Here is a 25,453-nt window from a genome sequence, read left to right as displayed (position 1 = left end):
TCCCATGACCTATCACGACGACGAGGACGATAACGGCCAGCAGACCCCGCCGCCCCCGGCGGGTCGCCAGCCCCCGCGCGGCGATTTCCGCGCCGATCCGAGTTTCAGCCCGCGTGCCGGCTATCAGCCGCCGCAGGCGCCGCATAACCCGTATGCGCAGCAGCCCCCGCATCCGCCGGCCGAACCGCACCCGATGGATGATTATGTGCAGCCGCAGCGCCATGCCGCCCCGCCGCCGCCGCCCCAGTCGCCCGTGCCGGACCCGGAACCCCATGCGGATCCAGCCGCCGCCGGCTATCGCACCCAGGCGCCGGCCCAGGACGGCTATGATCCGCAATATGGCTATCAGCAGGGCCCGGCGGCACAACAGGCCCAGGACGCCTATTACCAGGATTACGAGCAGCAGCATCAGGGCTATTATCAGGCTCCGCCGGCGCGGCGCCGCAACCTGCTGAATATCGGTATCATTGCCGGTGCCGTATTGGTGTTCGGTGGCATCATCTTCTATGCCTATAACCAGGGCATGCGCGCCGGCACCGAAAGCGTGGCGCCCATCCTGCGTGCCGATACCAGCCCCACCAAGATCCGCCCGGATCAGCCGGGCGGGCTGGAGGTGCCGCACCAGGACAAACTGGTCTATGACCGCTTGAACCCCAACAGCAACGCCCCGCCGGGCGAGGTGGAGCGTCTGCTGCCTCCGCCCGAGACGCCGATGGAACGCCCGCGGGCCGAAGCCGTGGAACCGCCCGAGGATATGCCTATGGCGGAGGAAGGCGAAGGCCAGGTCTCCACCTTGCGTGAAGCCCCGCCCGAACCCGCCTATCAGCAGCCAGCCCCCCAGCCGGTGCCCAGCTACGCGCCCCCTGTGGCCCCGCAGCAGCAGCCAACCCGCACCAACCCGGCCCCGACCCAGCAGCCGCAGCAGCTTCTGCCGCAACAGCAGCAACCGGCCCCGGCCGCGCCCAAGCCGGTGACCCAGGCTCTGGTGGCCCCGCCGCCCGCCGTCGCTCCGCCCAAGCCTGCTACCGGCGGCCCGTCCGTGCGCGTGCAGGTGGCCGCCGTGGACAGCGAGGGCAAGGCGGCGGCCGAATGGCAGCGCCTGCAGCGCAAGTTCGCGGCGGAGTTGGGCGGCCTGCCCATGCGCACGGTGCGCGCGGAGCTGCCCAAGGGCATCTTCTACCGCATCCAGGGCGGCCCGGTGGACGAGGCGCGGGCCAAGCAGATCTGTGCCGCCATGGCCGCACAGGGTGCGGGGTGCAGCATTGTCCGCTGACATCGCCGCCCTGGTCCTGGGATGCGCGGGCACGGCCCTGCTGCCGGCGGAACGGGATTTCTTCCGCGATGCCAACCCGCTGGGCTTCATCCTGTTCCGCCGCAATGTGGATAGCCCCGATCAGGTCCGCGCCCTGGTGGCGGATTTGCGGGCCAGCGTCGGCCGCCATGCCCCCATCCTGATCGATCAGGAAGGCGGGCGTGTGGCCCGTTTGCGCGGCCCCCATTGGCCGGAACTGCCGCCGGCCCGCGCGGTCGGCGGCATTGCCGACCCGGAGGTGGCCGGTCGGGCCGCTTGGCTGCATGGCCGCCTGCTGGCTGCCATGCTGGCCGATCTGAGCATCGATGTGGATTGCGCCCCCGTGGCTGACGTGCCCGTGCCCGGTGCCCATGACGTGATCGGCGACCGCGCCTTCGCCATGGATCCGGCCCGCGTGGCCCGTCTGGCCGGGGCCCAGGCCGCCGGCCTGCTGGCGGGCGGGGTGCTGCCGATCGTCAAGCATGTGCCCGGCCATGGCCGGGCCTTCGCCGACAGCCACAAGGAACTGCCCGTCGTGCAGACCAAGCGGGCGGAACTGGCGGCGTGGGACTTCGTGCCGTTCAAGCACCTGTCACACCTGCCCGCCGCCATGGTGGCCCATGTCGTCTATACCGACATCGACCTCACCCTGCCGGCCAGCATCTCACCCACGGTGATCGCCGACATCATCCGCGGGCATATCGGCTTCGATGGTCTGCTATTCTCCGACGATCTGTCCATGCAGGCCTTGTCGGGCACGCTGGGGCAGCGCACGGCAGCGGTGCTGGCCGCCGGCTGCGACGTGGCCCTGCACTGCAACGGCCAGATGGCGGAGATGCTGGACGTGGCGGCGCATGCGCGTGCCTTGGACGAGGCTGGCATGCGCCGCTGGTCGACCGCATCCACACTTGTGGCGGCGGCACATCCTACCGATATCAATTGCTTGCGGACCGAATTCGACCGGCTGCTGGCGGGGTGAGGCGATGCCTGATTTCCAGGAAATCCTGTTCAAGCTGTCGATCATGGCCCTGCCGGCCCTGTTCGCCATTACCTTGCATGAAGTGGCGCACGGCTGGGCTGCGCTGAAATTCGGCGACCGCACGGCGCAGATGCTGGGAAGGCTCAGCCTGAACCCGCTGCGCCATGTCGATCCGGTGGGCACGGTGCTGCTGCCCATGACCATGTTCGTCTTCACCGGCTTCATGTTTGGCTGGGCCAAGCCCGTGCCCGTGGATTTCCGCAATCTGCGCAATCCCAAGCGCGACATGATCTGGGTGGCCGCCGCCGGGCCGGGTATGAATTTCCTGCTGGCCTTCATTTCGGCCCTGCTGCTGCATGTAGCACCACTGGCCCCGGAATTCATGTCCGACTGGCTGGTGAACAATCTGGTCGTCTCCTTGCAGTTCAACGTGTTGCTGGCCCTGTTCAACCTGATCCCGCTGCCGCCGCTGGATGGCGGGCGGGTGCTGGTCGGCATCCTGCCCAATGGTCCGGCCCATGCCGTGGCGCGGCTGGAACCCTATGGCATCGGCATCATGATGCTGCTGGTCTTCCTGATCCCGTTTGCGGCCGGCCATGCCGGATTTGATTTCAACCCGCTCTACATGGTGCTGGGCCCCGCCACCGAATGGGTGGTCAGCAATATCGCCATCTTGGCCGGGCTGTGACCGACGGGTTCGACGCCCCCGCCGATGATGGCGCCACTGGCGAAGCGCTGCTGCTGGATATCGACGGGTTCGAGGGACCCATCGACCTGCTATTGACCCTGGCGCGCGACCAGAAGGTCGACCTGACCCGCATCTCCATTCTGCAACTGGCCGAACAGTTCCTGTCCTTCGTGGCCGCGGCGCGTCGCCTGCGCCTGGAACTGGCGGCCGACTATCTGGTGATGGCCGCCTGGCTGGCCTATCTGAAATCCCGCCTGCTGCTGCCCGATCCGCAGCCCGACGAGCCCTCGGCCGAACTGCTGGCCGCAGCATTGACCCTGCGCCTGCAACGGCTGGAGGCGATGCAGGCCGCATCCGCCCGGCTGCTGGCCCAGCCGCGCCTGGGCCGCGACCGGTTCGCGCGGGGACAGCCGGAGGATCTGCCGATTTTCGCCAAGCATCGCCATGATCTGTCGCTCTATGACCTGCTCAAGGCCTACGGCGACATCTCGGGCCGGCAATCGCGGCAGGCGCCCTTTACCATTCCGGTAACGGAATTATACTCGATCGAACAGGCCGTGGCCCGGCTGGAGGCGATGCTGGGCCGTATTCCCGACTGGTCCTATCTTTCCACGCTGCTGCCCGCCGGCTGGCGTGGGCAGGGGGTGAAGGCGCGGTCGATGCTGGCCAGCAATTTCGTTGCGATACTGGAATTAGCCAAGGTCGGCAAGCTGGAGCTGCGCCAGGATGGGTCCTATGCCCCCATCCAGCTGCGCGCCCGCCGGGAGGGGGAGGGGACATGAGTGACCTTTTCAACGCCGATGCCCAACTGGTGCGCCTGCTGGAGGCCATTCTGTTCGCATCCGCCGAACCGGTGACGGAGGAGGCGCTGCAATCACGCATCGGGCCCGTGCCCGTGCGGCCGCTGTTGCTGCAACTGGAAAATCTCTATCGCCATCGCGGTGTGAACCTGGTGGCATCCGGCGGCCGCTGGGCCTTCCGCACCGCGCCGGACCTGGGCGACCAACTGCGCACAGAGGTAGAGGTGACGGCCAAGCTGTCGCGTGCCGCCGTGGAGACCCTGGCCATCGTCGCCTATCATCAGCCCGTGACCAGGGCGGAGATCGAGGCGATCCGCGGTGTCGCCACCTCAAAGGGCACGCTGGACATCCTCATGGAGGCCGGATGGATCCGCCCCGGCCGGCGCCGCGAAACGCCGGGCCGCCCCCTGACCTGGATCACCACCCCGCATTTCCTGGATCATTTCGGCCTGGAAACGCTGCGCGACCTCCCCGGCGTCGATGATCTGCGCGCCGCCGGCCTGCTGGACAAGTCGGCCTCGCTGCCGGGCCTGCCGGGGCTGGAGCCGACGGGGGACTGAGGCTCAATCCCCCAGCCGCCAATCCTCCGGCGCCGGCCTTCGGTCGCCCGCCATGAACCGCCCGCCATAGGGCGCCAGGCACAGATCGACCAGCGCCAGCACTTCGCCCGCATCCTTGTCGGCGAACAGCTCCCCGAACGCATGTTCGAAGGCGCTGGCCAGCATCGGGTCCAGGCGCAGCAGCGCTTTGGCCAGCCCCTTGCCGGTGCCCGTCCAGGCCCCGGCCGCACGCACGGTGAAATCCGCCAGCTCGATATAAAGCCGGGCGCCGATGGCCAACTGTTCCGACCCGCTGCGCGGCTGTGCCAGATCGGCGGCCAGATCGGAGATGGAATAGCGCCGCGTGCGCAACTCCTCCTGCGACAGGGCCGGCGGCCCGCCATCCAGCACGGCTTGCGCCTGGCGCTTCAGTTCTTCGATCAGGCCTGGGTCGCCGGCGATGGGCAGGCCGTTGGCCACCATGCGGGCCAGCGACGGCTTGCCCAGCTTGCGGTCGGCATCCCAGAAATAGGCCAGCGTGTCCGGGTCGTGCAGGAACAGTTCCACCGTTACGCCCTGGCGTTCATGCGTCTCGCGCACGGCGCACGGCAATTGATGGTGGATCAACACGGCGTCGATGTCCGATCCCGGCCCGGCATTGCCCTTGGCCACCGATCCAGCCAGAAAGGCGGCGATGATGTCCGGCTGGTCCGTCCATTCGCGCAGGATGGCGTCGGCCAGATCGATGGTCGGGGTGATGGCGGTCATGCCACGCCATCCTGCAGCAGTTCCAGTGCGCGCGTCACCGTGGCCAGCCGCACCGCGTCGCGGTCGCCGGGAAAGACATGGCGTTCCACGAAAGTATCCCCGCCCTTGCGCGACCGCGCGATGAAGACCAGCCCCACCGGCTTGGTCGCACTCCCGCCCGTGGGCCCGGCGATGCCCGTCACCGCCACGGCTATATCGGCCCTGCTATGGGTCACGGCCCCTTGCGCCATCGCCTCGGCCACCGGCCCGCTGACGGCACCCAGGTCGGCGATCAGGTCGGCCGGCACGCCCAGCATCTCCGTCTTGGCTTCGTTGGTATAGGTGACGAAGCCCCGATCCACGACCGATGATGATCCGGACACCGACGTCAGGCATCCCGCGATCAACCCGCCCGTGCAGCTCTCGGCCGTGGCCAGCCATAGGCCGCGCGCCCTATAGGCATCGCGGATATTCTCGGCCATCCGGATCAGGTCGGGCGGGAACATCGGCCTACTCCAGCACCAGGGGCAGGCGCACGGTGGCGGCGGCCTGGGCGGCAATGCCCTCCCGCCGGCCGGTGAAGCCCAGCCCTTCTGTCGTCGTGGCCTTCACCGACACGCGGGTGGGCGACAGGCCCAGGATGTCGGCCACCCGCGTCACCATCGCCTCGCGATGCGGGCCGACCTTGGGCCGTTCGCAGATGATGGTGATATCCACATGCGCGATGATCCCGCCCCGGGCCGCCACCAAGTCGGCGGCATGCTTCAGGAACTGGGCGCTGTTGGCACCCTTCCATTGCGGGTCGCTGGGGGGGAAATGCAGGCCGATATCGCCGGCGCCGATGGCGCCCAGGATGGCGTCGGTCAGGGCGTGCAGTGCCACATCGGCATCGGAATGCCCCTCCAGGCCGGCATCGTGCGGCACGGACACACCGCACAGCCAGACCTGGTCGCCGGGGCCGAACTTGTGCACATCGTACCCGGTGCCCAGGCGGATATCGCCCAGCCGGGCCAGGAACAGCTTTTCTGCACGCGCCAGATCATCCTGGTTGGTCACTTTCAGATTATCCTGGTCGCAGGGAACAAGGGTGACGGGAAGGTCGGCTTCCTCCGCCACGGCGGCATCATCGGTCAGGTTCAGGCCGGCAGCACGGCGATGGGCCGGCAAAATGTCGGCAAAGCGGAAGCCCTGCGGCGTCAGCGCCCGCCACAGCGCTGTGCGGTCCACGGTACCGGCACTGACGATGGTGCCGGCCTTCACCGTGCCGCGCTTCAGCGTGTCGGCCAGCGGCGTGGCGGCGATGGCGGCGGGGGCATTCTCCAGTGCGTCGATCACATCGCTGATGGCCTGGCCATCGACCAGCGGCCGGGCCGCATCATGGATCAGCACCAGATCCGGCGCATGGCCGCCCAGCGCCTCCAGCCCGTTCAGCACGCTGTCCTGGCGCGTCGGCCCGCCGGCGATGGGTGGCGGCAGGTCCAGCCCTTCCACAGCCTTCTCGTAAAGGTCACTGAAGGCGGGATCGATGACGACGCGCACCGACGTGATCTGCGGATGGCGCAGGAACGCCTCCACCGTGCGGCGCAGGATGGGCTGTCCGGCCAGATGCAGATATTGCTTGGGCATGTCGCCCCCGAAGCGCAGGCCACGGCCGGCGGCGACGATCAGGGCGGTACAGGTGGGCATTGGCACGCAATCTCATGTCGTGAACAACCGGCGCCGACCCTAGCGCGGAAGGCCGCGCGCGCCAATGGTCTGCTCGGCAGGCAAGCCATGCTGGCGGAACCCGCTCCACCCAAGCCCACGGCTCCGCCTTCGGTTCAGGTCGACGGCTCTGCCTTCAGGCGAAAACCGCCATGCGGTGGAGAATATTGTGTTTTTCCCGGCCTGTGTTAAGCTCAGTGCCTAAATTTGATGCATCCGTTGAAATTGCCTTCTTAATGTGCAAATTCCGGACCCAGGTTCAAGGTTCCAGTCCCCATGGTCAAGCCGCTTGCCCCCCTTCACATTGGTTCTGTGCGTATCGATGATCCGGTGATCCTGGCACCGCTGTCCGGCGTCACCGACATGCCCTATCGCCGGCTGGTGAAGCGCACGGGGGCGGGGCTGGTCGTGTCCGAAATGATCGCCAGCCAGGCCATGATCCGCGCCACCCGCGAAAGCCTGCTGAAGACCGAATGGCACCTGGACGAGGCGCCGATTTCCATGCAGCTGGCGGGGTGTGAGCCCGAGGTGATGGGGGAGGCGGCGAAACTGAACGCCGATCGCGGCGCCCATATCATCGACATCAATTTCGGCTGCCCGGTGAAAAAGGTGGTGAATGGCTTCGCCGGTTCCGCCCTGATGAAGGACGAGCTGCTGGCCGGCCGCATCATGGAGGCGACGGTGAAGGCCGTTTCCCTTCCGGTGACGATGAAGATGCGCAAGGGCTGGGACGCCAACAACCTGAACGCCCCCAACATGGCCCGCATCGCGGAAGAATGCGGCATCAAGATGCTGACCGTGCATGGCCGCACCCGTTGCCAGATGTATAACGGCACCGCCGATTGGAAATTCATCCGTGAGGTGAAGGAGGCCGTGAACATCCCCGTCATCGCCAATGGCGACATCAACAGTTTCGAGGATGCCGTGCGCTGCCTGGAGGAATCCGGCGCCGACGGCATCATGATCGGGCGCGGCACCTATGGCCGCCCCTGGTTCATCGCCCAGGTCATGCATTACCTGCGCACGGGCGTGAAGCTGCCCGACCCGCCGCTGGCCGAGCAGATGCAGACGGTGCTGGAACATTACGACGCCATCCTGGCCCATTACGGCGTGGATGCCGGCCTCAAGATCGCCCGCAAGCATGTCGCCTGGTATTCCAAGGGCATGAACGGGTCGGCCGACTACCGCAATCAGATCATGACCAGTGAGGACCCGGAACAGATGAAGCAGCAGATTGTCGCCTTCTATTCCGCGGCACTGGACCGTGGCACCACCGAGCGGATCGCCGCCTGATGGCGCGGATGCCCCCGGCCCGCCGCATCGGCGCGGACATCGACCCGACCTCCATCCTGGCCGCCTTGCCCGACCCCGTGATGGTGGTCGATGGCGAGGGGCTGATCCGTTTCATCAACCTGGAAGCCCAGGAATTCTTCGACGTTTCGGCCACCCGTGTGCTGGGCACGAAACTGACGGAGCTGATCCCGGAAGACAGCCCCGTCCTGGCGCTGCTGGACCAGGCCCGCGCCACCCATGCCACGGTATGCGAGTATGGTGTCTCGGTGGAAACCGCCCGCATCGGCCCGCATTCGGTGACCATGCAGGCGGCCCCCCTGGGCGACCCGCCGGATTTTGTGGTGCTGACCATCCATGAACGTTCCATCGCGCGCCGCATCGACAAGCAGTTGAACCATCGCGGGGCCGCCCGCTCCGTGGTCGCCATGGCCGCCATGCTGGCGCATGAGGTGAAGAACCCGCTATCGGGCATCCGCGGCGCCGCGCAGCTGCTGGAGGAGAATGCCAGCGAGGATGACCAGATCCTGACCCGCCTGATCTGTGACGAGGCGGACCGTATCGTGGCGCTCGTTGACCGGATGGAAGTGTTCACCGATGGCCGGCCGCTGGAACGGCAGGCGGTGAACATCCATGCGGTGCTGGAACATGTGCGCCGCATCGCCCAGACCGGCTTTGCCCGCCATATCCGCTTTGTCGAGAAGTACGACCCCTCCCTGCCGCCCGTGCTGGGCAGCCGCGACCAGTTGGTGCAGGTGTTCTTGAACCTGGTGAAGAACGCGGCGGAAGCCTGTCCGGAACAGGGTGGGGAAATCCTGCTGACCACATCCTATCAGCATGGCGTGCGCCTGGCGGTGTCCGGATCGGACAGCCGCATGCAGCTGCCGCTGCTGGTCTGCGTGGGCGATAACGGGCCGGGCATCCCGGAGGATATCCGCGCCAACCTGTTCGATCCGTTCGTCACGACGAAGATGAACGGAACCGGCCTGGGTCTTGCATTGGTGGCCAAGATCATCGGTGATCATGGTGGGGTCATCGACTTTGAGTCCGTGCCGCGGCGCACGATCTTCAAGGTTTCCCTGCCGGTTACCGATCAGCATGGCCACGGAGAGGGTGCCTAAAAAATGGGCGCAACTATTCTTGTTGCGGATGATGACAGGGCCATTCGGACGGTGTTGACCCAGGCCCTGGCCCGCCTGGGACATGAGGTGAAGACCACCGGCAATGCCGCCACCCTGTGGCGGTGGGTGCAGGAGGGGGAGGGCGATCTGGTCATCACCGATGTAGTGATGCCGGACGAGAACGGGCTTGATCTGGTACCGCGCATCAAGAAGCTGCGGCCGGACCTGCGCATCATCGTGATGAGCGCGCAGAACACCCTGCTGACGGCGGTGAAGGCGGCGGAGCGGGGGGCGTTCGACTATCTGCCCAAGCCCTTCGACCTGAAGGACCTGATGGCCATCGTGCAGAAGGCCCTGTCGGTTCCCGCCACCTCGTCCCCCGCCACCCCCGCGCCCGTCGAGGATGCGGAGGAGGAGGCGCTGCCCCTGATCGGCCGCTCCCCGGCAATGCAGGAAATCTACCGCGTCCTGGCCCGCCTGATGGGCACCGACCTGACCGTGATGATCACGGGCGAGAGCGGGACGGGCAAGGAACTGGTGGCCCGCGCCCTGCACGATTACGGCAAGCGCCGGGGCGGCCCGTTCGTGGCCATCAACATGGCGGCCATCCCGCGCGAACTCATCGAGTCCGAGCTGTTCGGCCATGAGAAGGGCGCCTTCACCGGTGCCACCATGCGCTCAACGGGCCGGTTTGAGCAGGCGCAGGGCGGCACCCTGTTCCTGGACGAAATCGGCGATATGCCGCTGGAGGCGCAGACCCGCCTGCTGCGTGTGTTGCAGGAGGGCGAATACACGACCGTCGGCGGGCGCACGCCCATCAAGACCGACGTGCGCATCGTCGCCGCCACCCACCGCGACCTGCGCACCCTGATCCGTCAGGGCCTGTTCCGCGAGGATCTGTTCTACCGCCTCAACGTCGTGCCCATCCGCCTGCCGCCCCTTCGGGAGCGCACGGAGGATGTGCCGGCCCTGGTCCGCCATTTCCTGAACCAGGCCGCCCAGCAGGGATTGCCCGCCAAGACGGTGGACAATGCTGCCATGGACCGGCTGAAGCGCTACCGCTGGCCCGGCAACGTGCGCGAGCTGGAAAACATGGTCCAGCGTCTGGCGGCGCTGTACTCGCAGGAGGTGATCAGCCTCGACGTCATCGACACCGAACTGGCCGAAGCCAACCCGGCCGCAGCCCCCGTGCAGGAACCGGTGAACGAAGGCCTGTCGGCGGCGGTCGAACGCCACCTGCGCGAATATTTCGCCGCCCACAAGGACGGCATCCCGGCGGCGGGGCTCTATGACCGGATTTTGCGGGAGGTCGAACGGCCCCTGCTGTCGCTGTCGCTCACAGCGACACGCGGCAACCAGATCAAGGCGGCGCATATGCTGGGGCTGAACCGCAATACGCTGCGCAAGAAGATCAGGGATTTGGATATACAGGTGGTGCGGGGGTTGAAGTAACAGCCCCCATCATCCCCCGCCAGCCAAGCCACCCGTAGGTCAGGTCGAGCCGAAGGCGAGCCCTGACAGCATTGGATTGAAAGCCTTGTCCGTCAGGGCTCGGCTCACGCCTCGACCTGACCTACGGCTTTGGCGCTGGACGCCATACGCCATACCCGGCCTCGTCCTGGGCAAACACGATCCCCATCTCCTCCAGCGTCCGCTTCAGATCGTCCAACGTTCGTTGCATCGGGGTGCGCTTCCCGCGCTCCCAATCCTTGATCGTGCCAATGGACACGTTGCTTCGCTTCGCCAGTTCGTCCTGGGAGATATTGAGCAGGGCACGGGCTGCCCGACATTGATCGATGTTCATTTTCTTTTGGCCAAATTTTTTACTAAAAGTCGTTGACGGCAGCCCGTCTATCCGTCATATTTTGCCCAATTCGTACCAAACTACACCATCAATCCAACGCCCTTGGAGGAATTCCATGGACGACTACTCCCCTGTGATCCGTGGCCTGCTGAATTCACTGCTGGACGTGACCATCAGTTGCACCCTGACCGCCCCGAAGACAAGCCAGGGGAACAGGCGTTCGGTGAACTTCTGGACCAGCGCGAAAGCCTCATTCGCCGCTTGGCCAGGGAACCCAGCCTGACCCAAGCAGACATCGCCGCCAAACTGACGACCCTTTGCGCCCGACTGCGCGCTGATCTGAACATCAATAATAACTTCGCGGTCACGACCTATATGCTGGCCGAGAGTGTGAGAGATGGAATGGTGGAGAAGAGATAGGAGGGGTGCAACGCTTTAGGATTGTGTGCAGTAGGTTATTTTCTGAACAGAATTCGTGGCCAACTCGACCAACTTATGCCTACCTTGTCGGGGAGCAAGGAGGAAAAAAATTGAGTGTTTATGACATCAAACCCAAACGCTTTCTTACCAAGCTTCATGAGGACGTAAAACAGAACATCGCGGGGCGGATATACTGCGCCGGCTTTGAACTCGGAGTGTGGCGTAATGACCGTTTTGCTTATCATCTAGCGGAGTGGCTGCCAGATTATGCTCTCCCAGAAGAAGAATTAAGAGTTGATCACGGAAACATTCTTGAAAAATTAAATCAAGCTGCTATTAGAGTATATACTAGTCCAAAATATGAATCTAGAGGCGAGGTGGGGGAGATTGCACTTCACGCCATATGTAGGGATTTTTTTTCAACAATACCATTGTCTTCACGTGTATTTTATAAATCATCATCAAATGATGTAGTTAAGGCGTTTGATATGGTGCATGCCCATTTTAAACGGGATGGTGCTATTCAAATTTGGTTGGGGGAGTCAAAATTATACCGGTCAAGCCAGGCAGCGATTGGTGATGCTATTAAATCTGTAATGGCACATATTGAAGCTGGTTTTCTTATCAACCAGAAAGCTTTATTGGGGCCACAGATACCGAAGACTACGCCGAGATATGATGAGATTGCGAAGATATTCAGTTCTCAGGAAAGTCTCGACACCTTGCTAAAAAGTGCTGTTTTTGTTATTGGTATTTTCTCGGACAGCAAGGCAGTCAAGGAATCCAAGGAGCACACTGAAGCGTATACTAAAGGATGTATGGGAGAAATTGATATGATTAAAGCTAGGTTGGAAAAAAGCGGATTGAAGGCAGATATTAAATTCCTTCTTATATATGTTCCGCTCTTGAGTAAAAAATCTTTAGTGCAGGAATTTGATAGAAGATTAAAGGGTTTTCAATGATATTGGAAAATATAAATTGGACTGAACTTTCTTTGAGGGATGAATTTCATCTCAAAGGAGAGGTTTTCTCAATTATTCAGCAGGCCTCTTTGCGAATTCAGGGCGCCGAGCATGATGATCCTATTCTCCTTTCTGTTGTTCCTAGGCTTGCAGATTTAATGTCAAAACGCGCAGAGTTAAGCTCCTTTCGTGAAATATTCAGCGCTCTTGCTAGATCAGTTGGTCTATTGAACTATATCAATCGATCATATGCTTCTGCTAGTGAAGAGATTGCTGCTGAGAGGGCAACAATTCCTAACTTGGGAATCACTTTGCATAAAGAACAAATTATTGCATTAAAAGCTTTGGTAGATGGAAGAAATTTGATATTAAGTGCACCGACTAGTTTCGGGAAGAGTATTTTAATTGATGCTCTTTTATTGAATGATAGATTTCGTCGCGTCGCCATTGTTCTTCCAACTATAGCTCTACTTGATGAGTTTCGCCGGAGGCTTGTCAAGAGATTTGGTGACAGATTTGATATATTGATGCATCATTCGGAAAAATCCGCCAAAGATCGCATAGTATTTCTTGGTACTCAAGAGCGACTTATAAATCGTAAGGACCTAGGGGTTTTAGATTTAGTAGTTGTTGATGAGTTTTATAAGCTTGATCCAAATAGGCAAGATGACAGGTCGGCGACCCTTAATGCTGCCGTTTATAAATTGCTGAATGTTGCTCGCCAGTTCTTTTTTCTCGGGCCAAATATCGATAAAGTCATATCAGCACAAGATAGTCGATGGGATTTCAAGTTTCTGAAGACAAGATTTTCAACTGTTGCCGTTGATACTATTGACCTGAAAGACGTAGAAGATAAAGATATGCGATTATTTCAAGAGGTTGCTAGAAGGTCAAACTGGCCAGCGTTAGTTTTTGTTTCGGCTCCCGACCGTGCGAATCAGATGGCCCGAGATATGGTTGAAGGAGGCGTGAGGCTTGCGAATGGTTCACTGTTATCCCAGTGGATGGCGGAAAACTATGGCAGGCAATGGGCATTAAGCAAAGCGGTAGCTGTGGGTATAGGAGTTCATCATGGCAAAATACCACGCGCATTAGCTTCTAGATTTGTGACATTATTCAATCAAAGAAAAATTCCTCTTTTGATATGCACGTCCACTCTTATTGAAGGAGTAAATACGGCTGCAAAATCAGTTTTAATATATGATAAATCAATTAGAAGTCGTCCATATGATTTCTTTACTTATTCGAACATCAAGGGTCGTGCTGGGCGACTTGGTCAGCATCATGTTGGGCAAGTCTACCTGTTCCACGAGCCTCCAGATCAAAAGGACGTCGAGGTAAGTGCTCCCCTGTTCAGTGATCCAGATAGCGCGCCGGACGAGTTCGTAGTTCATATGGACACTGACGACGTGACAGAATCTGTCAATGAAAGAATATTCCAAATAGCGGATCGGGTTGGTTTGGAGGCCGAAACCTTAAGACGTTTTTCGACACTAGGTATCAGCAACCTGATATCGTTGAGAAGCACTGTTAAGGAGGCATTGCGTACAAATGATTCCTTGCTCTGGAGTGCTATGCCTTCCTATGAGAACATCTGGGCGGGTTGTAGGGTTATATGTAGCGTTAAGAACGTTCAATCGTTTGGATGTAAGTCGCCAAAACAAATGGCTCATTTTATCAATCGTTTGCGCAGAAGTAAAACAATGAAGGGTTTCTATAAATGGTATTCCGGAACATACCTAGGTGATGAACAAATAATTGATAATATTTTCAAATTTTTACGTAGTTTGGAGTTTAGTTTAGTAGAATATTTTGCCATTTTGGAGGTGTTCGTCAAGCAATTTCGGCCGGAGTATCAGGTTGACTATTCACTATTATTGGCAGAAATGCCGCGGTGGTTTCGCCCTGAACCGCTCAAGATAGTTGAGGAGCGAGGGGTTCCAATTCAAATTTCTGAAAGGTTTTTTAAAACGGAAGATACCGTGATGTCATTGGAGGATAAGCTTAGGTTCGCAGCAATGAACGACAAGGCACCGCTTACTCCCATGGAGCGTCAGTGGATAAAAGACGCGCTTCCATAAATGCCTTTGCATTCCCCAACCACACCCTGTTGCAGCTTTATCACGTTGCGGGCTGGCGTCCTGTGTAGCTTTCTGGTAACAGTATCGCCTCACAGGCCCCGTCAGCCCAAGGCAGCCGCTTTGCCCCGTTCCGGATCGTCAGACACATTCCTCTTCGCCGGTGGCCCCGCATGACGGCAACGGCACCCGGCATCACGCCCCGCACCGACGGGCTCTGGCGGCGCATCGTGCGCTGGTCGCGGGGGCGGCATCTGTCCACCATGGCCGGTGTGCTGCTGATCATCGCGGCCATCGCCGCCGGGGCTGCCACCTATGCGGCCCTGACGGAGACGCTGCCCGTCGCCGTTGATCAGAACACCCTGATGCTGCTGCTGACGCTGGATGGCGTGCTGCTGCTGCTGTTGGGGGCGGTGGTGGCGCGGCGGATCGTTGCTTTGTGGGTGGAACGGCGCCAGGGGTTGGCGGCGTCGCGCCTGCATATGCGGCTGGTGGCCGTGTTCTCCATCCTGGCGGTGGCGCCGGCCATCATCATGGCCATCTTCTCTGCCCTGTTCTTCTATGTCGGCCTGCAGAGCTGGTTTTCCGACCGTGTGCGGCTGGTGGTGGATGAAAGCCTGGCGGTGGCCGAAGGCTATCTGAAGGAACATCAGCAGACCCTGTCGCGCGATGCGGAGGTGATGCGCAACGATCTGGCCCGCCTGCCGCTCAACATCTATTGGGACCCGCCGCGCTTCCGTCAGTATTTCCAGTCCCAGGCGCTGATGCGCAATGTGACGGAGGCGGTGATCTTCGACGGCACGGGGCAGGTGACGGCCGTGTTCGGCCTGGGTTTCGCCTTCGACTTCACCACCGTCCATGCCGAGGATCTGGAGCGGGCCCGCAAGGGCGACGTGGTGCTGATCGTCAGCGAGGGCGGCAACCGCGTGAACGCCATCGTCCTGCTGGATCAGGATTTCGACCGGTTCCTGTTCATCGGCCGGCCCGTGGAAAGCCGGGTGCTGGAACATATGGATGTGACGCAGAGTGCGGTGCAGGAATATCGCCATATGGAGGAGCAGCGGTTTGCGCTGCAGACCCGCATGGCGGTGATCTTCGTGGGCGTGGCCGTGCTGCTGCTGCTGGCCGCCATCTGGCTGGGCCTGAATTTCGCGACATATCTGGTGGCCCCCATCTCCTCCCTGATCGCGGCGGCCGAGCGTATCCGCGCCGGCGATCTGACGGCCCGTGTGCCCGATAGCGGGCTGGAGCCGGAGGATGAGCTGGTCACCCTGTCGCGTGCCTTCAACCGCATGACCAGCCAGTTGGAAAGCCAGCGCTCTGAACTGGTGGAGGCCAACCGTCAGCTGGACCTGCGGCGGCGGTTTACGGAGGCGGTGCTGACCGGCGTGTCGGCCGGGGTGCTGGGCCTGGACCAGAACGGGGTGATCAACCTGCCCAACCTGTCGGCCGCCAACCTGCTGTCGGTGGGCGACCCGTCCTCGCTGATCGGGCGCGACCTGCTGGAGGTGGTGCCGGAGCTGGACGAGTTGATGGGCAATATCCGCCGGCGTGCCGGGCGGCAGATGGAAGGCCAGGTGCAGATCCGCCGCGGCGGCCAGCAGAAGACCCTGCTGGTGCGCGTGGCCGCCGAAATGGTGGCGGGCGAGGTCAAGGGCTATGTCGTCACCTTCGACGATGTGTCGGAACTGCTGTCGGCACAGCGCAAGGCGGCCTGGGCCGATGTGGCCCGGCGCATCGCGCATGAGATCAAGAACCCGCTGACGCCCATCCAACTGTCGGCGGAACGGCTGCGCCGCAAATATCTGAAGGAAATCACCAGCGATCCCGACACGTTCAAGGCCATGACCGATACGATCGTGCGCCATGTCGATGATATCGGCCGCATGGTGGATGAATTCTCCGCCTTCGCCCGCATGCCGCAGCCGGTGATGAAACCGACGGCCATGCAGGATTTGACGCGGCAATCGGTGCTGCTCCAGGCCAGTGCCTATCCATCCATCCGGTTCCAGTGCGACATACCGGATGCCCCCCTGGTGCTGACCTGCGACAGCCGGCAGATCGGGCAGGCGCTGACCAATCTGTTGAAAAATGCCGGCGAATCCATCGAAGGCCGGTTGGAGGATATGCCCGAAGGCACGCAAAAAGTGCCCGGAGAAATCACGGCCCGCATCCGGGTAGAGGATGAACGGGTGCTGCTGGCGGTTGAGGATAATGGCAAGGGACTGCCGACCACGGAGGAACGTGACCGGCTGACCGAGCCCTATGTGACCACGCGGGCCAAGGGCACGGGCCTTGGCCTCGCCATCGTGAAGAAGATCATGGAAGACCATGGCGGCGCGCTGCTGCTGGAGGACCGGCCGGGCGGTGGCGCCCGTGTCACACTGGTCCTGCCGCGCAACATCGCGCCCACGGCCGCGGTCATTCCGGATATGAACACCGCCGACGCGCGGAGGGGTTGAGAAGACATGGCGCACGACATTCTGATCGTCGATGACGAGGCGGATATCCGCATGCTGATTGCCGGCATCCTGGAGGATGAGGGCATGAAGACGCGGGAGGCGGCGGATAGCGACCAGGCCCTGGCCGCCGTGGCCGCCCGACGGCCCAGCCTGGTCATCCAGGATATCTGGCTGCAGGGCAGCCGGCTGGACGGGCTGCAGGTGCTGGCCGAGCTGAAGCGCGACCACCCCGATGTGCCGGTGGTGATGATTTCCGGCCATGGCAATATCGAGACGGCGGTGGCCGCCATCAAGGCCGGCGCCTATGACTTCATCGAAAAGCCGTTCAAGGCCGACCGCCTGCTGCTGCTGGTCGAACGCGCCATCGAGGCGGCACGGCTGCGGCGCGAGAACCGCGAGCTGCGGGTGCGGGTGGGCGCCGATTTCGACCTGATCGGCCGGTCGCTGCCCGTGAACCAGCTGCGCCATTCGGTGGAGAAGGTGGCCCCCACCGGCAGCCGCGTCCTGATCTCCGGCCCGCCCGGCAGCGGCAAGGAGGTGGTGGCCCGCATGCTGCACGCCAAGTCGCGCCGCCATGACGGCCCGTTCGTGGCCCTGAACTGCGCCACCATGCGGCCGGACCGGCTGGAGGTGGAACTGTTCGGCACCGAACATGGGTTCGAGGGTGGTGGCCGCAAGGTCGGCACCTTTGAACAGGCCCATGGCGGCACCCTGTTCCTGGACGAAGTGGCGGACATGCCGCTGGAAACCCAGGGCAAGATCGTGCGCGTGCTGCAGGAACAGACGTTCGAGCGGGTGGGCGGCACCTCGCGCGTGGAGGTGGATGTGCGTGTCATCGCGTCCACCAACCGCGACCTGACGGCGGAGATCGAGCTGGGCCGTTTCCGCCAGGATCTGTTCTACCGCCTGTCGGTGGTGCCGCTGAAGATGCCGCCGCTCAGGGAACGGCGGGAGGACATTCCCATGTTGGCCCGCCATTTCATGCAGCGCACGGCGGAAACCGCAGGATTGCCCATACGCATCTTCGGGGAGGATGCGATGGCGGCGTTGCAGGCCTATGACTGGCCCGGCAATATCCGCCAGCTGCGCAACACGGTGGAATGGTTGCTGATCATGGTGGCCGGCGACCCGACCGAGGCCATCCGCGCCGACATGCTGCCGCCGGAGATCGGCGCCATCACGCCGACGGTCCTGAAATGGGAGAAGGGCGGAGAGATCATGGGCCTGCCGCTCCGCGAGGCGCGCGAGGTGTTCGAGCGCGAGTACCTGCTGGCCCAGGTCACCCGCTTCGGCGGTAACATCTCCCGCACCGCCAGCTTCGTGGGCATGGAACGCTCGGCCCTGCACCGCAAGCTGAAATCGCTGGGCGTGCATGGCTCGGACAAGAACGGGCTGAAGCTGGTGGAGTGAAGCGGGATGGTCAGGCCGGAAAAGCTGTTGAGCCGCATCTTGAGTGGTGAGATGGCCAATATTTCCCTCCGCGACCTGATCCATATGCTCGAATGCATGGGATTCGAACTAGTGCGCATTGGTGGTTCTCATCATATGCTGGACCATCCCGGCATCGGTCAGGAACTAAACCTGCAGCCGGACCATAGTGGGCAAGCCAAGGCTTATCAGGCCAGGCAAGTTGCTCAGGTTGTGCGTGAGTATGATCTGGGGAAGGAAATTCGGCGATGAATCACTATCACATCAATGTGTTCTGGTCTGACGAAGACGCTTGTTGGATCGCCGATGTCCCTGACCTGCGCTTTTGCTCGGCCCATGGCTCGACGCCGGAAGAAGCGGTGAGGGAAGTGCAGACCGCCGTGGACCTTTGGCTGGAAGTCGCCACGGAACGTAACCGCCCCATTCCCGCACCCACCTACCGCCCTCAATCCGCCGCCTGACAGGGTAAGATTCATGAAAGTCATCGTCTGCGGCGCGGGCCAGGTTGGGTCGAACATCGCCAAATATCTGGCGTCGGAGGGCAACCATGTCACCGTCATCGACCAGTCGCCCGAACTGATCCAGAAGATCAGCGACACGCTGGACGTCCAGGCCATGGTCGGCTTCGCCTCCCACCCCAATGTGCTGGAGGCGGCGGGGGCGGCGGATGCCGACATGCTGATCGCCGTGACCCTGGCGGATGAGGTGAACATGGTGGCCTGCCAGGTGGCGGCCAGCCTGTTCAGCGTGCCGACCAAGATCGCCCGGGTACGCCACCAATCCTACCTGCAGCCCATCTGGCGTGACCTGTTCAGCCGAGAGCACCTGCCCATCGACGTCATCATCTCGCCGGAGATCGAGGTGGCGCGGGCCGTTTCGCGACGGCTGGAGGTGCCGGGCGCCTTCGACATGATCCCGCTGGCCGACGGGCTGGTGAAGGTGATCGGCGTCGTCTGTTCCCAGAACTGCCCCATCATCAACACGCCGCTGCGCCAGCTGACGGGCCTGTTCCCCGATCTGGCGATCGAGGTGGTGGCCATCATCCGCGGCGACCGGCAGTTCATCCCCGGCGGCAATGACCAGATGCTGCCCGGTGACGAGGTTTATTTCGTTGCCGATACGAACCATGTTGCCCGCGCCATGGCCGCCTTCGGGCATGAGGAGCGGCAGGCGCGGCGTGTGATCATCGTCGGTGGCGGCAATATTGGCCTGTGCCTGGCGGAGGAGATCGAGCAGAACCAGCCCGGCGTGTCGGCCCGCATTATCGAGGTCGACCGCCGCCGCGCCACCCATGTGGCGCAGAAGCTGAAACGCACCATGGTCCTGCATGGCGACGCCCTGGACCCCGCCATCCTGGAGGAGGCCAATGTCGGCGCCTCTGAAACCGTGGTGGCGGTATCGAACAGCGACGAGGGCAATATCCTGGCCAGCCTTCTGGCCAAACGCAATGGCTGCAAACGCGCCATCACCCTGATCAACAAGACCACATACCAGCCGCTGGTCCTGCCGCTGGGCATCGACGCGGTGGTCAGCCCGCGCTCCATCACCGTGTCCTCCATCCTTCAGCATGTGCGCCGCGGCCGCATTAAGGCCGTGCACTCGCTTCGCGAGAATTTCGCCGAGGTGATCGAGGCAGAAGCCCTGGAAACCTCCACCCTGATCAACACGCCGCTGAAGGATATCCGCCTGCCTGCCGGCATCATCGTCGGCGCTATCGTGCGCGCCGGCAAGGTGATCATTCCGCGCCCCAGTACGGTGATCAAACCCAACGACCGGGTCATCATCCTGGCCGAGGTGGGGCAGGTGAAGAAAGTGGAGAAGATGTTCGCCGTGCGGCTGGAATTCTTCTGATGCTTGTGACGCCGATCATCAAATGGTCACTATAGCGGCATCATGACAGTTTTCCTACCGGCAAATGATAGTTGATTCATCAAATTACTACTATATCAATATGGATTGTGTAGAGTTTCGGGAGCTTTGTGCCAATGAGTGCAATTGGGCGTATTTCCCATCCCCGTGTCGCGACGTGGCTATCGAACTTTCCCGAGCCAGAGAGAGACACAGCCGCGTTGCTTGTAAACAGTTTAAAACTAGTTAGTTCGACTGATCTTCGTCGTGAACTGGGCGAGTTGGTGAAGGGTCTAGTCGAAAAATTGCCTAATCCCATTGCAGCTTTTCCATCGCGCGAAGTGCCCGAAGATGAGTCCGCACATGAAGCGGGACGCGATGGCATATATCCCCTATTTGATCATTCCTTGCCGGGCAGCGAAGCTGTGGTCGGTAATATAATTACTGGCGTCAAACGTCTTCCGTCAGTTGGGAACCTGATGGTTGACCGTTTTGATCTAGCCATGCTCCGTGAGCATAAGGTGCGTTCAATCTTGTTGGTCGATGATTTTTCCGGCTCCGGGAAACGCTTGCTGGATTTCGACAGCGCACTCCGTCGCCACTCGACCATTCGCAGTTGGGCTTCGTCGGGTAAAATTCGGTTCCACGTGGCGCTCTATTCCGCGACTGCCCGCGCAGCGACACTTCTGAGGCGTCGCTTCGGTGCTGACCACGTTCACATTGTGCGTCCTTGCCCGACGTTCGCGACTCAGGCATGGTCGCCTGAGCAACTTGCTGATGTAGAAGCACTCTGCGAAACCTATGCACCCGGTAGTCGAAAGAGTATGGCACTGGGCTTTCGGCAGAGTCGGGCTTTAATCGCCTTCGAGCAAACTGCTCCGAACAATCTGCCCTATGTGTTCTGGAGAGCCGGTGGTGAGTGGAATAGCCTCTTCGAGGGCAAGGCGGTACCGAGTGACCTGTTGCGTTTGTTCACAATGGCACCAACACCGCCACGCGAGCCTATGGCCGGCAGCGAAGGCGCACGCCGCCTCGGCGCAGTCATTAACTTACTCGGTCACCGTGTACGTAAGACAGACGTTATCGCAGAAGCCCTTGATCTCAGCCTAGCTGAGGTAGCATCTTTATTAAAACTAGCTCAAGATCTGGGGATTGCAAGTGCTCAGCTCAAGCTGACCGATCGCGGCTTAGTGGAATTACGTCATTGGCGTGCTGAGCAAGCAATCCGTGTGTTGCCTAATAGCCAGAATCCGTACTATCCTCAGCACTTGAGGGCGGGGCGATGATCACCCAGCTTCCTGCCGGCCGTAAGGTCGGTCCAAGCCTCGGGGTTCTCGGGGCGGGCTGGCGCGTTGCGCTTCGCCTGGGAATAGCCATCGCATTGATCGGCCTTGGCGAAACGAAGCCAGCTTCCGACGAGGACTGGGCAGCTTCGTTCCGCCACGGCCCATCTTCGAGTCAAAGTGGATGATTATTGTCTCGCCCCACAAGTACAGGCAAGAAGCGCGTTCACGTGGTTTGCCTGATGCAGTTATCGACAATGCGTTGACCCAAGCCCTACCGCCGGAGCGGAATAACGCTCCGGCTATCTTGACTTTGAAACATTTGGCTCATCGGATAGATGAGAAATACACTTATCTTCGCAGCCTCATTGCTAGCCAGGGCGGCGAACATTACCGCGAATTCCGAATTTCAAAGCGTAGTGGTGGCGGCCGTAGAATTGCGGTTCCAGAGCATCGCTTGATGGCTATTCAACGATGGATTGTTCGTGAGATATTAAAGCGTCAGCCGGTTCACAGTAGTAGCTATGCGTATGCGCCGCATAGTTCAATCCTTAAATGCGCGGAACAACACGCCGGTGCGGGCTGGCTGCTGAAGCTTGATATACACGATTTCTTTGAGAGTATCCCTGAACGAAGTGTCTATCGAGTGTTTCGAGAGATAGGCTATCAGCCTCTGGTCTCATTCGAACTTGCAAGGCTCTGCACTCGGCCGTGGCTCAATCCTCCCGCCAATAAGACGAATGAGCGGTCAGTCCCTAATTCTCAAACTCGAGGGGTCGATACGTATCGTCGGCGGTTGACTGGTTATCTGCCGCAGGGCGCACCGACCAGCCCTATGCTCTCCAATCTCGTCTGTAAAAGGCTTGACTTAGCGCTAACGGACCTTGCTCGATCTGAGGGCCTTGTCTTTACACGATACTCCGATGATCTAACTTTCTCAGGGCCGTCGAATACGTTTCGCCGCGCGAAGGCCGAGGCGTTGGTAAATCGGGTTAGAGATATTCTCGCGCAACACCGTTTTCGGCTCCACGAGAGAAAGATCTCCATTGTACCCCCTGGTGGACGAAAGGTTGTTCTTGGTCTGCTCGTTGATAGGGCAATGCCTAGGTTGCCGCCTGACCTCCGCTCGCGGATCGCAGACCATGTTCGTGGGATCGAAAAGTTTGGAATCGCGCGTCATGCTGAGACGCGAGGCTTCGATGCGACAACGGGGATGATCCATCACATTGGTGGCTTGATCCGGTTTGCCCAATACATTGAGCCTGCCTTCGCTGATCCCCTTCGTACTCGGTTCGAAGCTGCCTTGGCGAAGGAGAAATGGTCGCTGACGACCTGACGGTCGCCGGCTGGTGTCTGGGCGAGGCGCGATGTTTGGCTGCCGACGATTACATCGTATATCATGTCATATTATAGCGCGTGCCGCTTCGTTGATGCGCCTCAGCACCTGCCGCCCCCATTCCCAGTCACCCAACCCGCTGGCCCCGTTGATGTGCCCCAGCGCACCGGCCACGACCAGTTCCGCGCCCCAGGCCGCCGCCAATCCTTTGGCATGCGCCATGCCGCCATAGGGATCGTCGCTGCTGGCCACCATGATGGCGGGAAAGGGCAGGGGGCGCCGGGGTATCGGCCCAAACCCCGCTGCCTCCACCGGAAAGGCCGGTGCCGCCGGGTCGGGCGGGGCGACCAGCAGGGCGCCGGCGACGGGTGCCCGACCGGCCCAGTGCGCCACCAGCAGGCAACCCAAACTATGCGCCACCAGGAGCGGTGGTGCCCCGAACCCGGCCACCAGCCGGTCCAGCCCCGCGATCCAGTCGCCCAGATCTGGCCGGTCCCAGTCGGGCACTTCCAACCGCCGGGCAGCCGGCAGCGTCCGTTCCCACCGCGTCTGCCAATGCACCTCCCCGGAATTGCCGATACCCGGAATGATGGCCAGCCCCCGCATATCCCCACTCCCGCCCCTGCGACATCACGTCCCCAGCAAAAGGCCGTGTCCGTTCAAGCACAAGCGCAATGGGTGCAATTCCGCCCCTTGACCGCGCATGGCGCCCCGCGCGACACCTTTGGCCCAGCTTCCACCGGCGGAACGATCCCATGCCCCGCATCGCCTATGTCAATGGCCGCTACCTTCCCCATGGTGACGCCTCGATCCATATCGAGGATCGCGGTTTCCAGTTCGCCGACGGTGTCTATGAGGTGGTGACAGTGGTCGGCGGTAAGCTGGCGGATACTGACGGGCACCTGGCCCGTCTGGCGCGGTCGATGCAGGAATTGTCGATCCCCTGGCCCGTGAAGCCGGCGACCCTGCGCTTCATTATGCGTGAGGTCGTGCGCCGCAACTGCGCCGGCAATGCCCTGCTCTATATCCAGATCACGCGCGGCGTGGCACCGCGCGATTTCCGCTTTCCCAAGGAACCCGCCCCCTCGCTGGTCCTGACCTGCCGCCGTACCGCGTTCCAGCCGGCATCGCTGTTGGAAAAGGGCGTGGCCGTGATCACCATGCCCGACATCCGCTGGCTGCGCCGCGACATCAAATCCGTCTCCCTGCTGCCACAGGTCCTGGGCAAGCAGAAGGCGTTCGAGGCCGGGGCTTTTGAGGGCTGGATGGTCGATCCCGATGGCTATGTGACGGAGGGCTGTTCGTCCAACGCCTGGATCGTCACGGCTGACGGTACCCTGGTCACCCGTCAGCCCAGCCACGACATTCTGAACGGCATCACCCGCCTGTCGCTGCTGGACTGTGCCCGAGACCTGGGAATCGCGTTTGAGGAACGGCCCTTCACGGTGGCCGAGGCTCTGGCAGGGCGCGAGGCCTTCATCTCCAGCGCCAGCACCTTCGCCTTGGCCGTGACGCGTATCGACGGGCATGCCATCGGTGATGGCATGCCCGGCCCGCTGGCCGGCCGCCTGCGTCAGGCCTACATGGACCATATCGGCACCCCGGACCCCGTGAGCATCACGTGACAATCGATATCCTGAAGCCGCCCTTCGACCGTCTGCCCCGCGCCGTGCTGTTCGACTGGGATAATACCCTGATCAGCAACTGGCGCTGCGTCCATGCCTCCGTCAACGCGGCGCTGCGCGCCTTTGGCAAGCCGGAATGGACGCTGGAGGAAAGCTATGGCCGCATCCGCAAGTCCCTACGCGACAGCTTTCCGGAGATTTTCGGGGATGAATGGCCCCAGGCCCGCGACATCTTCTATGGGCATTTCGAAGCCAATCACCTGACCCACACCGACGTGCTGGCCGGTGCGGAGGAGATGCTGCGCACCCTGCATGGCTCTGGCATCCGGCTGGGGGTCGTCTCCAACAAGACCGGCCGCTTTCTGCGTGCCGAGGCAGAGATGCTGGGCTGGGCGCCGTTGTTCGACGCGCTTGTGGGCGCCACCGATGCGGTGGCGGACAAGCCCGACCCCGCACCCGTGCATCTGGCGCTGAGGCCCATGGGGTTCGAGCCCGGCCCGGATATCTGGTTCGTGGGCGATGCGGATGTGGATATGGAAATCGCGCATCGCACCGGCCTGACCCCCATCCTGGTCGGTGACACGCCGCATGTCGGCGATGGCCTAGGCCGTTTTCCCCCCGCGCTATGTCTAGAGGGGTGTGCGGCGATTTCATCCTTGGCGGCCAGGATTGCTGCTACCATATCGACGGATATCCGCACTGTTGGCTGAAAGGCTGATTGTCGGATATCTTACGCAAACTTGGGCCCCCGTTGGATGGGTGCCCCAATAACCTGAGCATAAGCGAGGCTGCTCCAATGTCAGAAAAATCCCAGAATGTTCAGGATGTGTTCCTGAATCATGTCCGCAAGAGCAAGACCCCGGTGACCGTGTTCCTGGTCAACGGTGTGAAGCTGCAGGGCATCATCACCTGGTTCGACAATTTCTCCGTGCTGCTGCGCCGCGACGCGCATTCGCAGCTCGTCTACAAGCACGCCATTTCGACCGTGATGCCGGCGCATCCGATCCAGCTGTTCGACCCGCCGGCCAAGGAGACCGACCACGACTGA

General features: G+C 61.6%; 26 protein-coding genes. 21 read left to right on the top strand and 5 right to left on the bottom strand.

All coding sequences use genetic code 11. From position 1 onward, the window contains the following. Positions 1–4: 4 nt before the first annotated feature. From AC1Q7F_RS10195 to scpB, 5 genes are read left to right on the top strand one after another with little or no spacing between them, the layout of a single operon-like run. Positions 5–1,273 carry an SPOR domain-containing protein gene (locus tag AC1Q7F_RS10195; RefSeq protein ID WP_492506328.1) on the top strand — a complete coding sequence of 423 codons (1,269 nt, stop codon included), beginning with the start codon at positions 5–7 and terminating at the stop codon, positions 1,271–1,273. Continuing rightward, positions 1,263–2,270 carry a beta-N-acetylhexosaminidase gene (nagZ, locus tag AC1Q7F_RS10190; protein WP_492506326.1) on the top strand — a complete coding sequence of 336 codons (1,008 nt, stop codon included), beginning with the start codon at positions 1,263–1,265 and terminating at the stop codon, positions 2,268–2,270. Before AC1Q7F_RS10195 ends, nagZ begins: the two co-directional genes overlap by 11 nt. Before the next feature lie 4 nt (positions 2,271–2,274). Next, positions 2,275–2,958: a site-2 protease family protein gene (locus AC1Q7F_RS10185; protein WP_492506324.1), complete on the top strand. Its 684-nt coding sequence runs from the start codon at positions 2,275–2,277 to the stop codon at positions 2,956–2,958. Beyond that, on the top strand, positions 2,919–3,740 hold the full coding sequence (locus tag AC1Q7F_RS10180; RefSeq protein ID WP_492506322.1) for a segregation and condensation protein A: 822 nt from the start codon (positions 2,919–2,921) through the stop codon (positions 3,738–3,740). The genes AC1Q7F_RS10185 and AC1Q7F_RS10180 overlap by 40 nt, the downstream gene beginning before the upstream one ends. Continuing rightward, positions 3,737–4,318, top strand: a complete 582-nt coding sequence (gene scpB / locus AC1Q7F_RS10175; protein WP_492506320.1) for an SMC-Scp complex subunit ScpB — start codon at positions 3,737–3,739, stop codon at positions 4,316–4,318. The genes AC1Q7F_RS10180 and scpB overlap by 4 nt, the downstream gene beginning before the upstream one ends. 3 nt (positions 4,319–4,321) lie before the next feature. Here scpB and AC1Q7F_RS10170 read toward each other — a convergent pair whose 3' ends face one another. Genes AC1Q7F_RS10170 through AC1Q7F_RS10160 form a run of 3 tightly spaced genes read right to left on the bottom strand, consistent with a single transcriptional unit; the run spans position 4,322 to position 6,730 of the window. Further along, positions 4,322–5,065 (bottom strand): nucleotidyltransferase domain-containing protein, encoded by a 744-nt coding sequence (locus AC1Q7F_RS10170; RefSeq protein ID WP_492506318.1) that lies wholly within the window; start codon positions 5,063–5,065, stop codon positions 4,322–4,324. Continuing rightward, entirely contained in the window at positions 5,062–5,550 is a 489-nt protein-coding gene (locus AC1Q7F_RS10165; protein ID WP_492506316.1) for a CinA family protein, read from the bottom strand. Before AC1Q7F_RS10165 ends, AC1Q7F_RS10170 begins: the two co-directional genes overlap by 4 nt. A 4-nt stretch (positions 5,551–5,554) precedes the next feature. Then, entirely contained in the window at positions 5,555–6,730 is a 1,176-nt protein-coding gene (locus AC1Q7F_RS10160) for a bifunctional 2-C-methyl-D-erythritol 4-phosphate cytidylyltransferase/2-C-methyl-D-erythritol 2,4-cyclodiphosphate synthase (protein WP_492506314.1), read from the bottom strand. Positions 6,731–7,024: 294 nt separating this feature from the next. Here AC1Q7F_RS10160 and dusB point away from each other — a divergent pair, with 294 nt between their 5' ends. The 3 genes from dusB to ntrC are packed head-to-tail and all read left to right on the top strand — an operon-like array spanning position 7,025 to position 10,611. After that, complete coding sequence (gene dusB / locus AC1Q7F_RS10155) at positions 7,025–8,041, top strand: tRNA dihydrouridine synthase DusB (RefSeq protein WP_492506312.1); 1,017 nt, start codon at positions 7,025–7,027, stop codon at positions 8,039–8,041. Continuing rightward, a complete protein-coding gene (locus tag AC1Q7F_RS10150) occupies positions 8,041–9,159 on the top strand; it encodes a two-component system sensor histidine kinase NtrB (protein ID WP_492506310.1) in 1,119 nt (372 codons plus the stop codon). Before dusB ends, AC1Q7F_RS10150 begins: the two co-directional genes overlap by 1 nt. 3 nt (positions 9,160–9,162) lie before the next feature. Next, positions 9,163–10,611, top strand: coding sequence for a nitrogen regulation protein NR(I) (gene ntrC, locus AC1Q7F_RS10145; protein ID WP_492506308.1), 1,449 nt, complete (start codon positions 9,163–9,165; stop codon positions 10,609–10,611). A gap of 121 nt (positions 10,612–10,732) precedes the next feature. Here ntrC and AC1Q7F_RS10140 read toward each other — a convergent pair whose 3' ends face one another. After that, on the bottom strand, positions 10,733–10,963 hold the full coding sequence (locus AC1Q7F_RS10140; protein ID WP_492506306.1) for a helix-turn-helix domain-containing protein: 231 nt from the start codon (positions 10,961–10,963) through the stop codon (positions 10,733–10,735). Between the two features lie 177 nt (positions 10,964–11,140). Here AC1Q7F_RS10140 and AC1Q7F_RS10135 point away from each other — a divergent pair, with 177 nt between their 5' ends. The 10 genes from AC1Q7F_RS10135 to AC1Q7F_RS10090 all read left to right on the top strand — a co-directional run bounded on the left by AC1Q7F_RS10135 (position 11,141) and on the right by AC1Q7F_RS10090 (position 22,780). After that, entirely contained in the window at positions 11,141–11,383 is a 243-nt protein-coding gene (locus tag AC1Q7F_RS10135; RefSeq protein ID WP_492506304.1) for a hypothetical protein, read from the top strand. Between the two features lie 110 nt (positions 11,384–11,493). Continuing rightward, positions 11,494–12,345, top strand: a complete 852-nt coding sequence (locus tag AC1Q7F_RS10130) for a HamA C-terminal domain-containing protein (protein WP_492506302.1) — start codon at positions 11,494–11,496, stop codon at positions 12,343–12,345. Beyond that, positions 12,342–14,426 (top strand): DEAD/DEAH box helicase, encoded by a 2,085-nt coding sequence (locus AC1Q7F_RS10125; RefSeq protein WP_492506300.1) that lies wholly within the window; start codon positions 12,342–12,344, stop codon positions 14,424–14,426. Before AC1Q7F_RS10130 ends, AC1Q7F_RS10125 begins: the two co-directional genes overlap by 4 nt. A gap of 170 nt (positions 14,427–14,596) precedes the next feature. Then, positions 14,597–16,885, top strand: coding sequence for a sensor histidine kinase NtrY-like (locus AC1Q7F_RS10120; protein WP_492506298.1), 2,289 nt, complete (start codon positions 14,597–14,599; stop codon positions 16,883–16,885). Between the two features lie 6 nt (positions 16,886–16,891). Next, entirely contained in the window at positions 16,892–18,295 is a 1,404-nt protein-coding gene (gene ntrX, locus AC1Q7F_RS10115) for a nitrogen assimilation response regulator NtrX (RefSeq protein WP_492506296.1), read from the top strand. Between the two features lie 27 nt (positions 18,296–18,322). Next, on the top strand, positions 18,323–18,565 hold the full coding sequence (locus AC1Q7F_RS10110) for a type II toxin-antitoxin system HicA family toxin (RefSeq protein ID WP_492506294.1): 243 nt from the start codon (positions 18,323–18,325) through the stop codon (positions 18,563–18,565). Next, positions 18,562–18,774, top strand: a complete 213-nt coding sequence (locus tag AC1Q7F_RS10105) for a type II toxin-antitoxin system HicB family antitoxin (protein WP_492506292.1) — start codon at positions 18,562–18,564, stop codon at positions 18,772–18,774. The genes AC1Q7F_RS10110 and AC1Q7F_RS10105 overlap by 4 nt, the downstream gene beginning before the upstream one ends. Positions 18,775–18,787: 13 nt before the next feature. Continuing rightward, positions 18,788–20,164, top strand: a complete 1,377-nt coding sequence (gene trkA / locus AC1Q7F_RS10100; protein ID WP_492506290.1) for a Trk system potassium transporter TrkA — start codon at positions 18,788–18,790, stop codon at positions 20,162–20,164. A gap of 134 nt (positions 20,165–20,298) precedes the next feature. Continuing rightward, a complete protein-coding gene (locus AC1Q7F_RS10095; protein ID WP_492506288.1) occupies positions 20,299–21,447 on the top strand; it encodes a phosphoribosyltransferase-like protein in 1,149 nt (382 codons plus the stop codon). Between the two features lie 181 nt (positions 21,448–21,628). Beyond that, positions 21,629–22,780 (top strand): reverse transcriptase family protein, encoded by a 1,152-nt coding sequence (locus AC1Q7F_RS10090; RefSeq protein ID WP_492506286.1) that lies wholly within the window; start codon positions 21,629–21,631, stop codon positions 22,778–22,780. 66 nt (positions 22,781–22,846) lie between these two features. Here the strand turns inward: AC1Q7F_RS10090 and AC1Q7F_RS10085 are convergent, their stop codons facing one another. Next, on the bottom strand, positions 22,847–23,386 hold the full coding sequence (locus AC1Q7F_RS10085; protein WP_492506284.1) for an RBBP9/YdeN family alpha/beta hydrolase: 540 nt from the start codon (positions 23,384–23,386) through the stop codon (positions 22,847–22,849). A 149-nt stretch (positions 23,387–23,535) separates the two neighbouring features. Here AC1Q7F_RS10085 and AC1Q7F_RS10080 point away from each other — a divergent pair, with 149 nt between their 5' ends. The 3 genes from AC1Q7F_RS10080 (at position 23,536) to hfq (ending at position 25,453) form a co-directional block, all read left to right on the top strand. Further along, on the top strand, positions 23,536–24,405 hold the full coding sequence (locus AC1Q7F_RS10080) for a D-amino-acid transaminase (RefSeq protein ID WP_492506282.1): 870 nt from the start codon (positions 23,536–23,538) through the stop codon (positions 24,403–24,405). Beyond that, positions 24,402–25,115 carry an HAD family hydrolase gene (locus AC1Q7F_RS10075; RefSeq protein ID WP_492506280.1) on the top strand — a complete coding sequence of 238 codons (714 nt, stop codon included), beginning with the start codon at positions 24,402–24,404 and terminating at the stop codon, positions 25,113–25,115. The genes AC1Q7F_RS10080 and AC1Q7F_RS10075 overlap by 4 nt, the downstream gene beginning before the upstream one ends. Before the next feature lie 86 nt (positions 25,116–25,201). Continuing rightward, entirely contained in the window at positions 25,202–25,453 is a 252-nt protein-coding gene (gene hfq, locus AC1Q7F_RS10070; protein WP_054167448.1) for an RNA chaperone Hfq, read from the top strand.

It is taken from the genome of Niveispirillum sp. GW835-FHT14G11, from assembly GCF_058793615.1.
Note: the sequence above shows the minus strand (reverse complement) of the source record. Positions and strands in the feature narration are given on the sequence as shown.

Bases quoted from the DNA above. Each gene is read 5' to 3' on its own strand.
- AC1Q7F_RS10195 (WP_492506328.1), top strand. From the start codon at position 5: ATGACCTATCACGACGACGAGGACGATAACGGCCAGCAGACCCCGCCG.
- scpB (WP_492506320.1), top strand. From the start codon at position 3,737: ATGAGTGACCTTTTCAACGCCGATGCCCAACTGGTGCGCCTGCTGGAG.
- trkA (WP_492506290.1), top strand. From the start codon at position 18,788: ATGAAAGTCATCGTCTGCGGCGCGGGCCAGGTTGGGTCGAACATCGCC.
- dusB (WP_492506312.1), top strand. From the start codon at position 7,025: ATGGTCAAGCCGCTTGCCCCCCTTCACATTGGTTCTGTGCGTATCGAT.
- AC1Q7F_RS10080 (WP_492506282.1), top strand. From the start codon at position 23,536: ATGCCCCGCATCGCCTATGTCAATGGCCGCTACCTTCCCCATGGTGAC.
- hfq (WP_054167448.1), top strand. From the start codon at position 25,202: ATGTCAGAAAAATCCCAGAATGTTCAGGATGTGTTCCTGAATCATGTC.
- AC1Q7F_RS10140 (WP_492506306.1), bottom strand. From the start codon at position 10,963: ATGAACATCGATCAATGTCGGGCAGCCCGTGCCCTGCTCAATATCTCC.
- AC1Q7F_RS10125 (WP_492506300.1), top strand. From the start codon at position 12,342: ATGATATTGGAAAATATAAATTGGACTGAACTTTCTTTGAGGGATGAA.
- AC1Q7F_RS10185 (WP_492506324.1), top strand. From the start codon at position 2,275: ATGCCTGATTTCCAGGAAATCCTGTTCAAGCTGTCGATCATGGCCCTG.
- AC1Q7F_RS10085 (WP_492506284.1), bottom strand. From the start codon at position 23,386: ATGCGGGGGCTGGCCATCATTCCGGGTATCGGCAATTCCGGGGAGGTG.
- AC1Q7F_RS10170 (WP_492506318.1), bottom strand. From the start codon at position 5,065: ATGACCGCCATCACCCCGACCATCGATCTGGCCGACGCCATCCTGCGC.
- AC1Q7F_RS10105 (WP_492506292.1), top strand. From the start codon at position 18,562: ATGAATCACTATCACATCAATGTGTTCTGGTCTGACGAAGACGCTTGT.
- ntrC (WP_492506308.1), top strand. From the start codon at position 9,163: ATGGGCGCAACTATTCTTGTTGCGGATGATGACAGGGCCATTCGGACG.
- AC1Q7F_RS10165 (WP_492506316.1), bottom strand. From the start codon at position 5,550: ATGTTCCCGCCCGACCTGATCCGGATGGCCGAGAATATCCGCGATGCC.
- ntrX (WP_492506296.1), top strand. From the start codon at position 16,892: ATGGCGCACGACATTCTGATCGTCGATGACGAGGCGGATATCCGCATG.
- AC1Q7F_RS10090 (WP_492506286.1), top strand. From the start codon at position 21,629: ATGATTATTGTCTCGCCCCACAAGTACAGGCAAGAAGCGCGTTCACGT.
- AC1Q7F_RS10150 (WP_492506310.1), top strand. From the start codon at position 8,041: ATGGCGCGGATGCCCCCGGCCCGCCGCATCGGCGCGGACATCGACCCG.
- AC1Q7F_RS10180 (WP_492506322.1), top strand. From the start codon at position 2,919: ATGGGTGGTCAGCAATATCGCCATCTTGGCCGGGCTGTGACCGACGGG.
- AC1Q7F_RS10160 (WP_492506314.1), bottom strand. From the start codon at position 6,730: ATGCCCACCTGTACCGCCCTGATCGTCGCCGCCGGCCGTGGCCTGCGC.
- AC1Q7F_RS10095 (WP_492506288.1), top strand. From the start codon at position 20,299: ATGAGTGCAATTGGGCGTATTTCCCATCCCCGTGTCGCGACGTGGCTA.
- AC1Q7F_RS10120 (WP_492506298.1), top strand. From the start codon at position 14,597: ATGACGGCAACGGCACCCGGCATCACGCCCCGCACCGACGGGCTCTGG.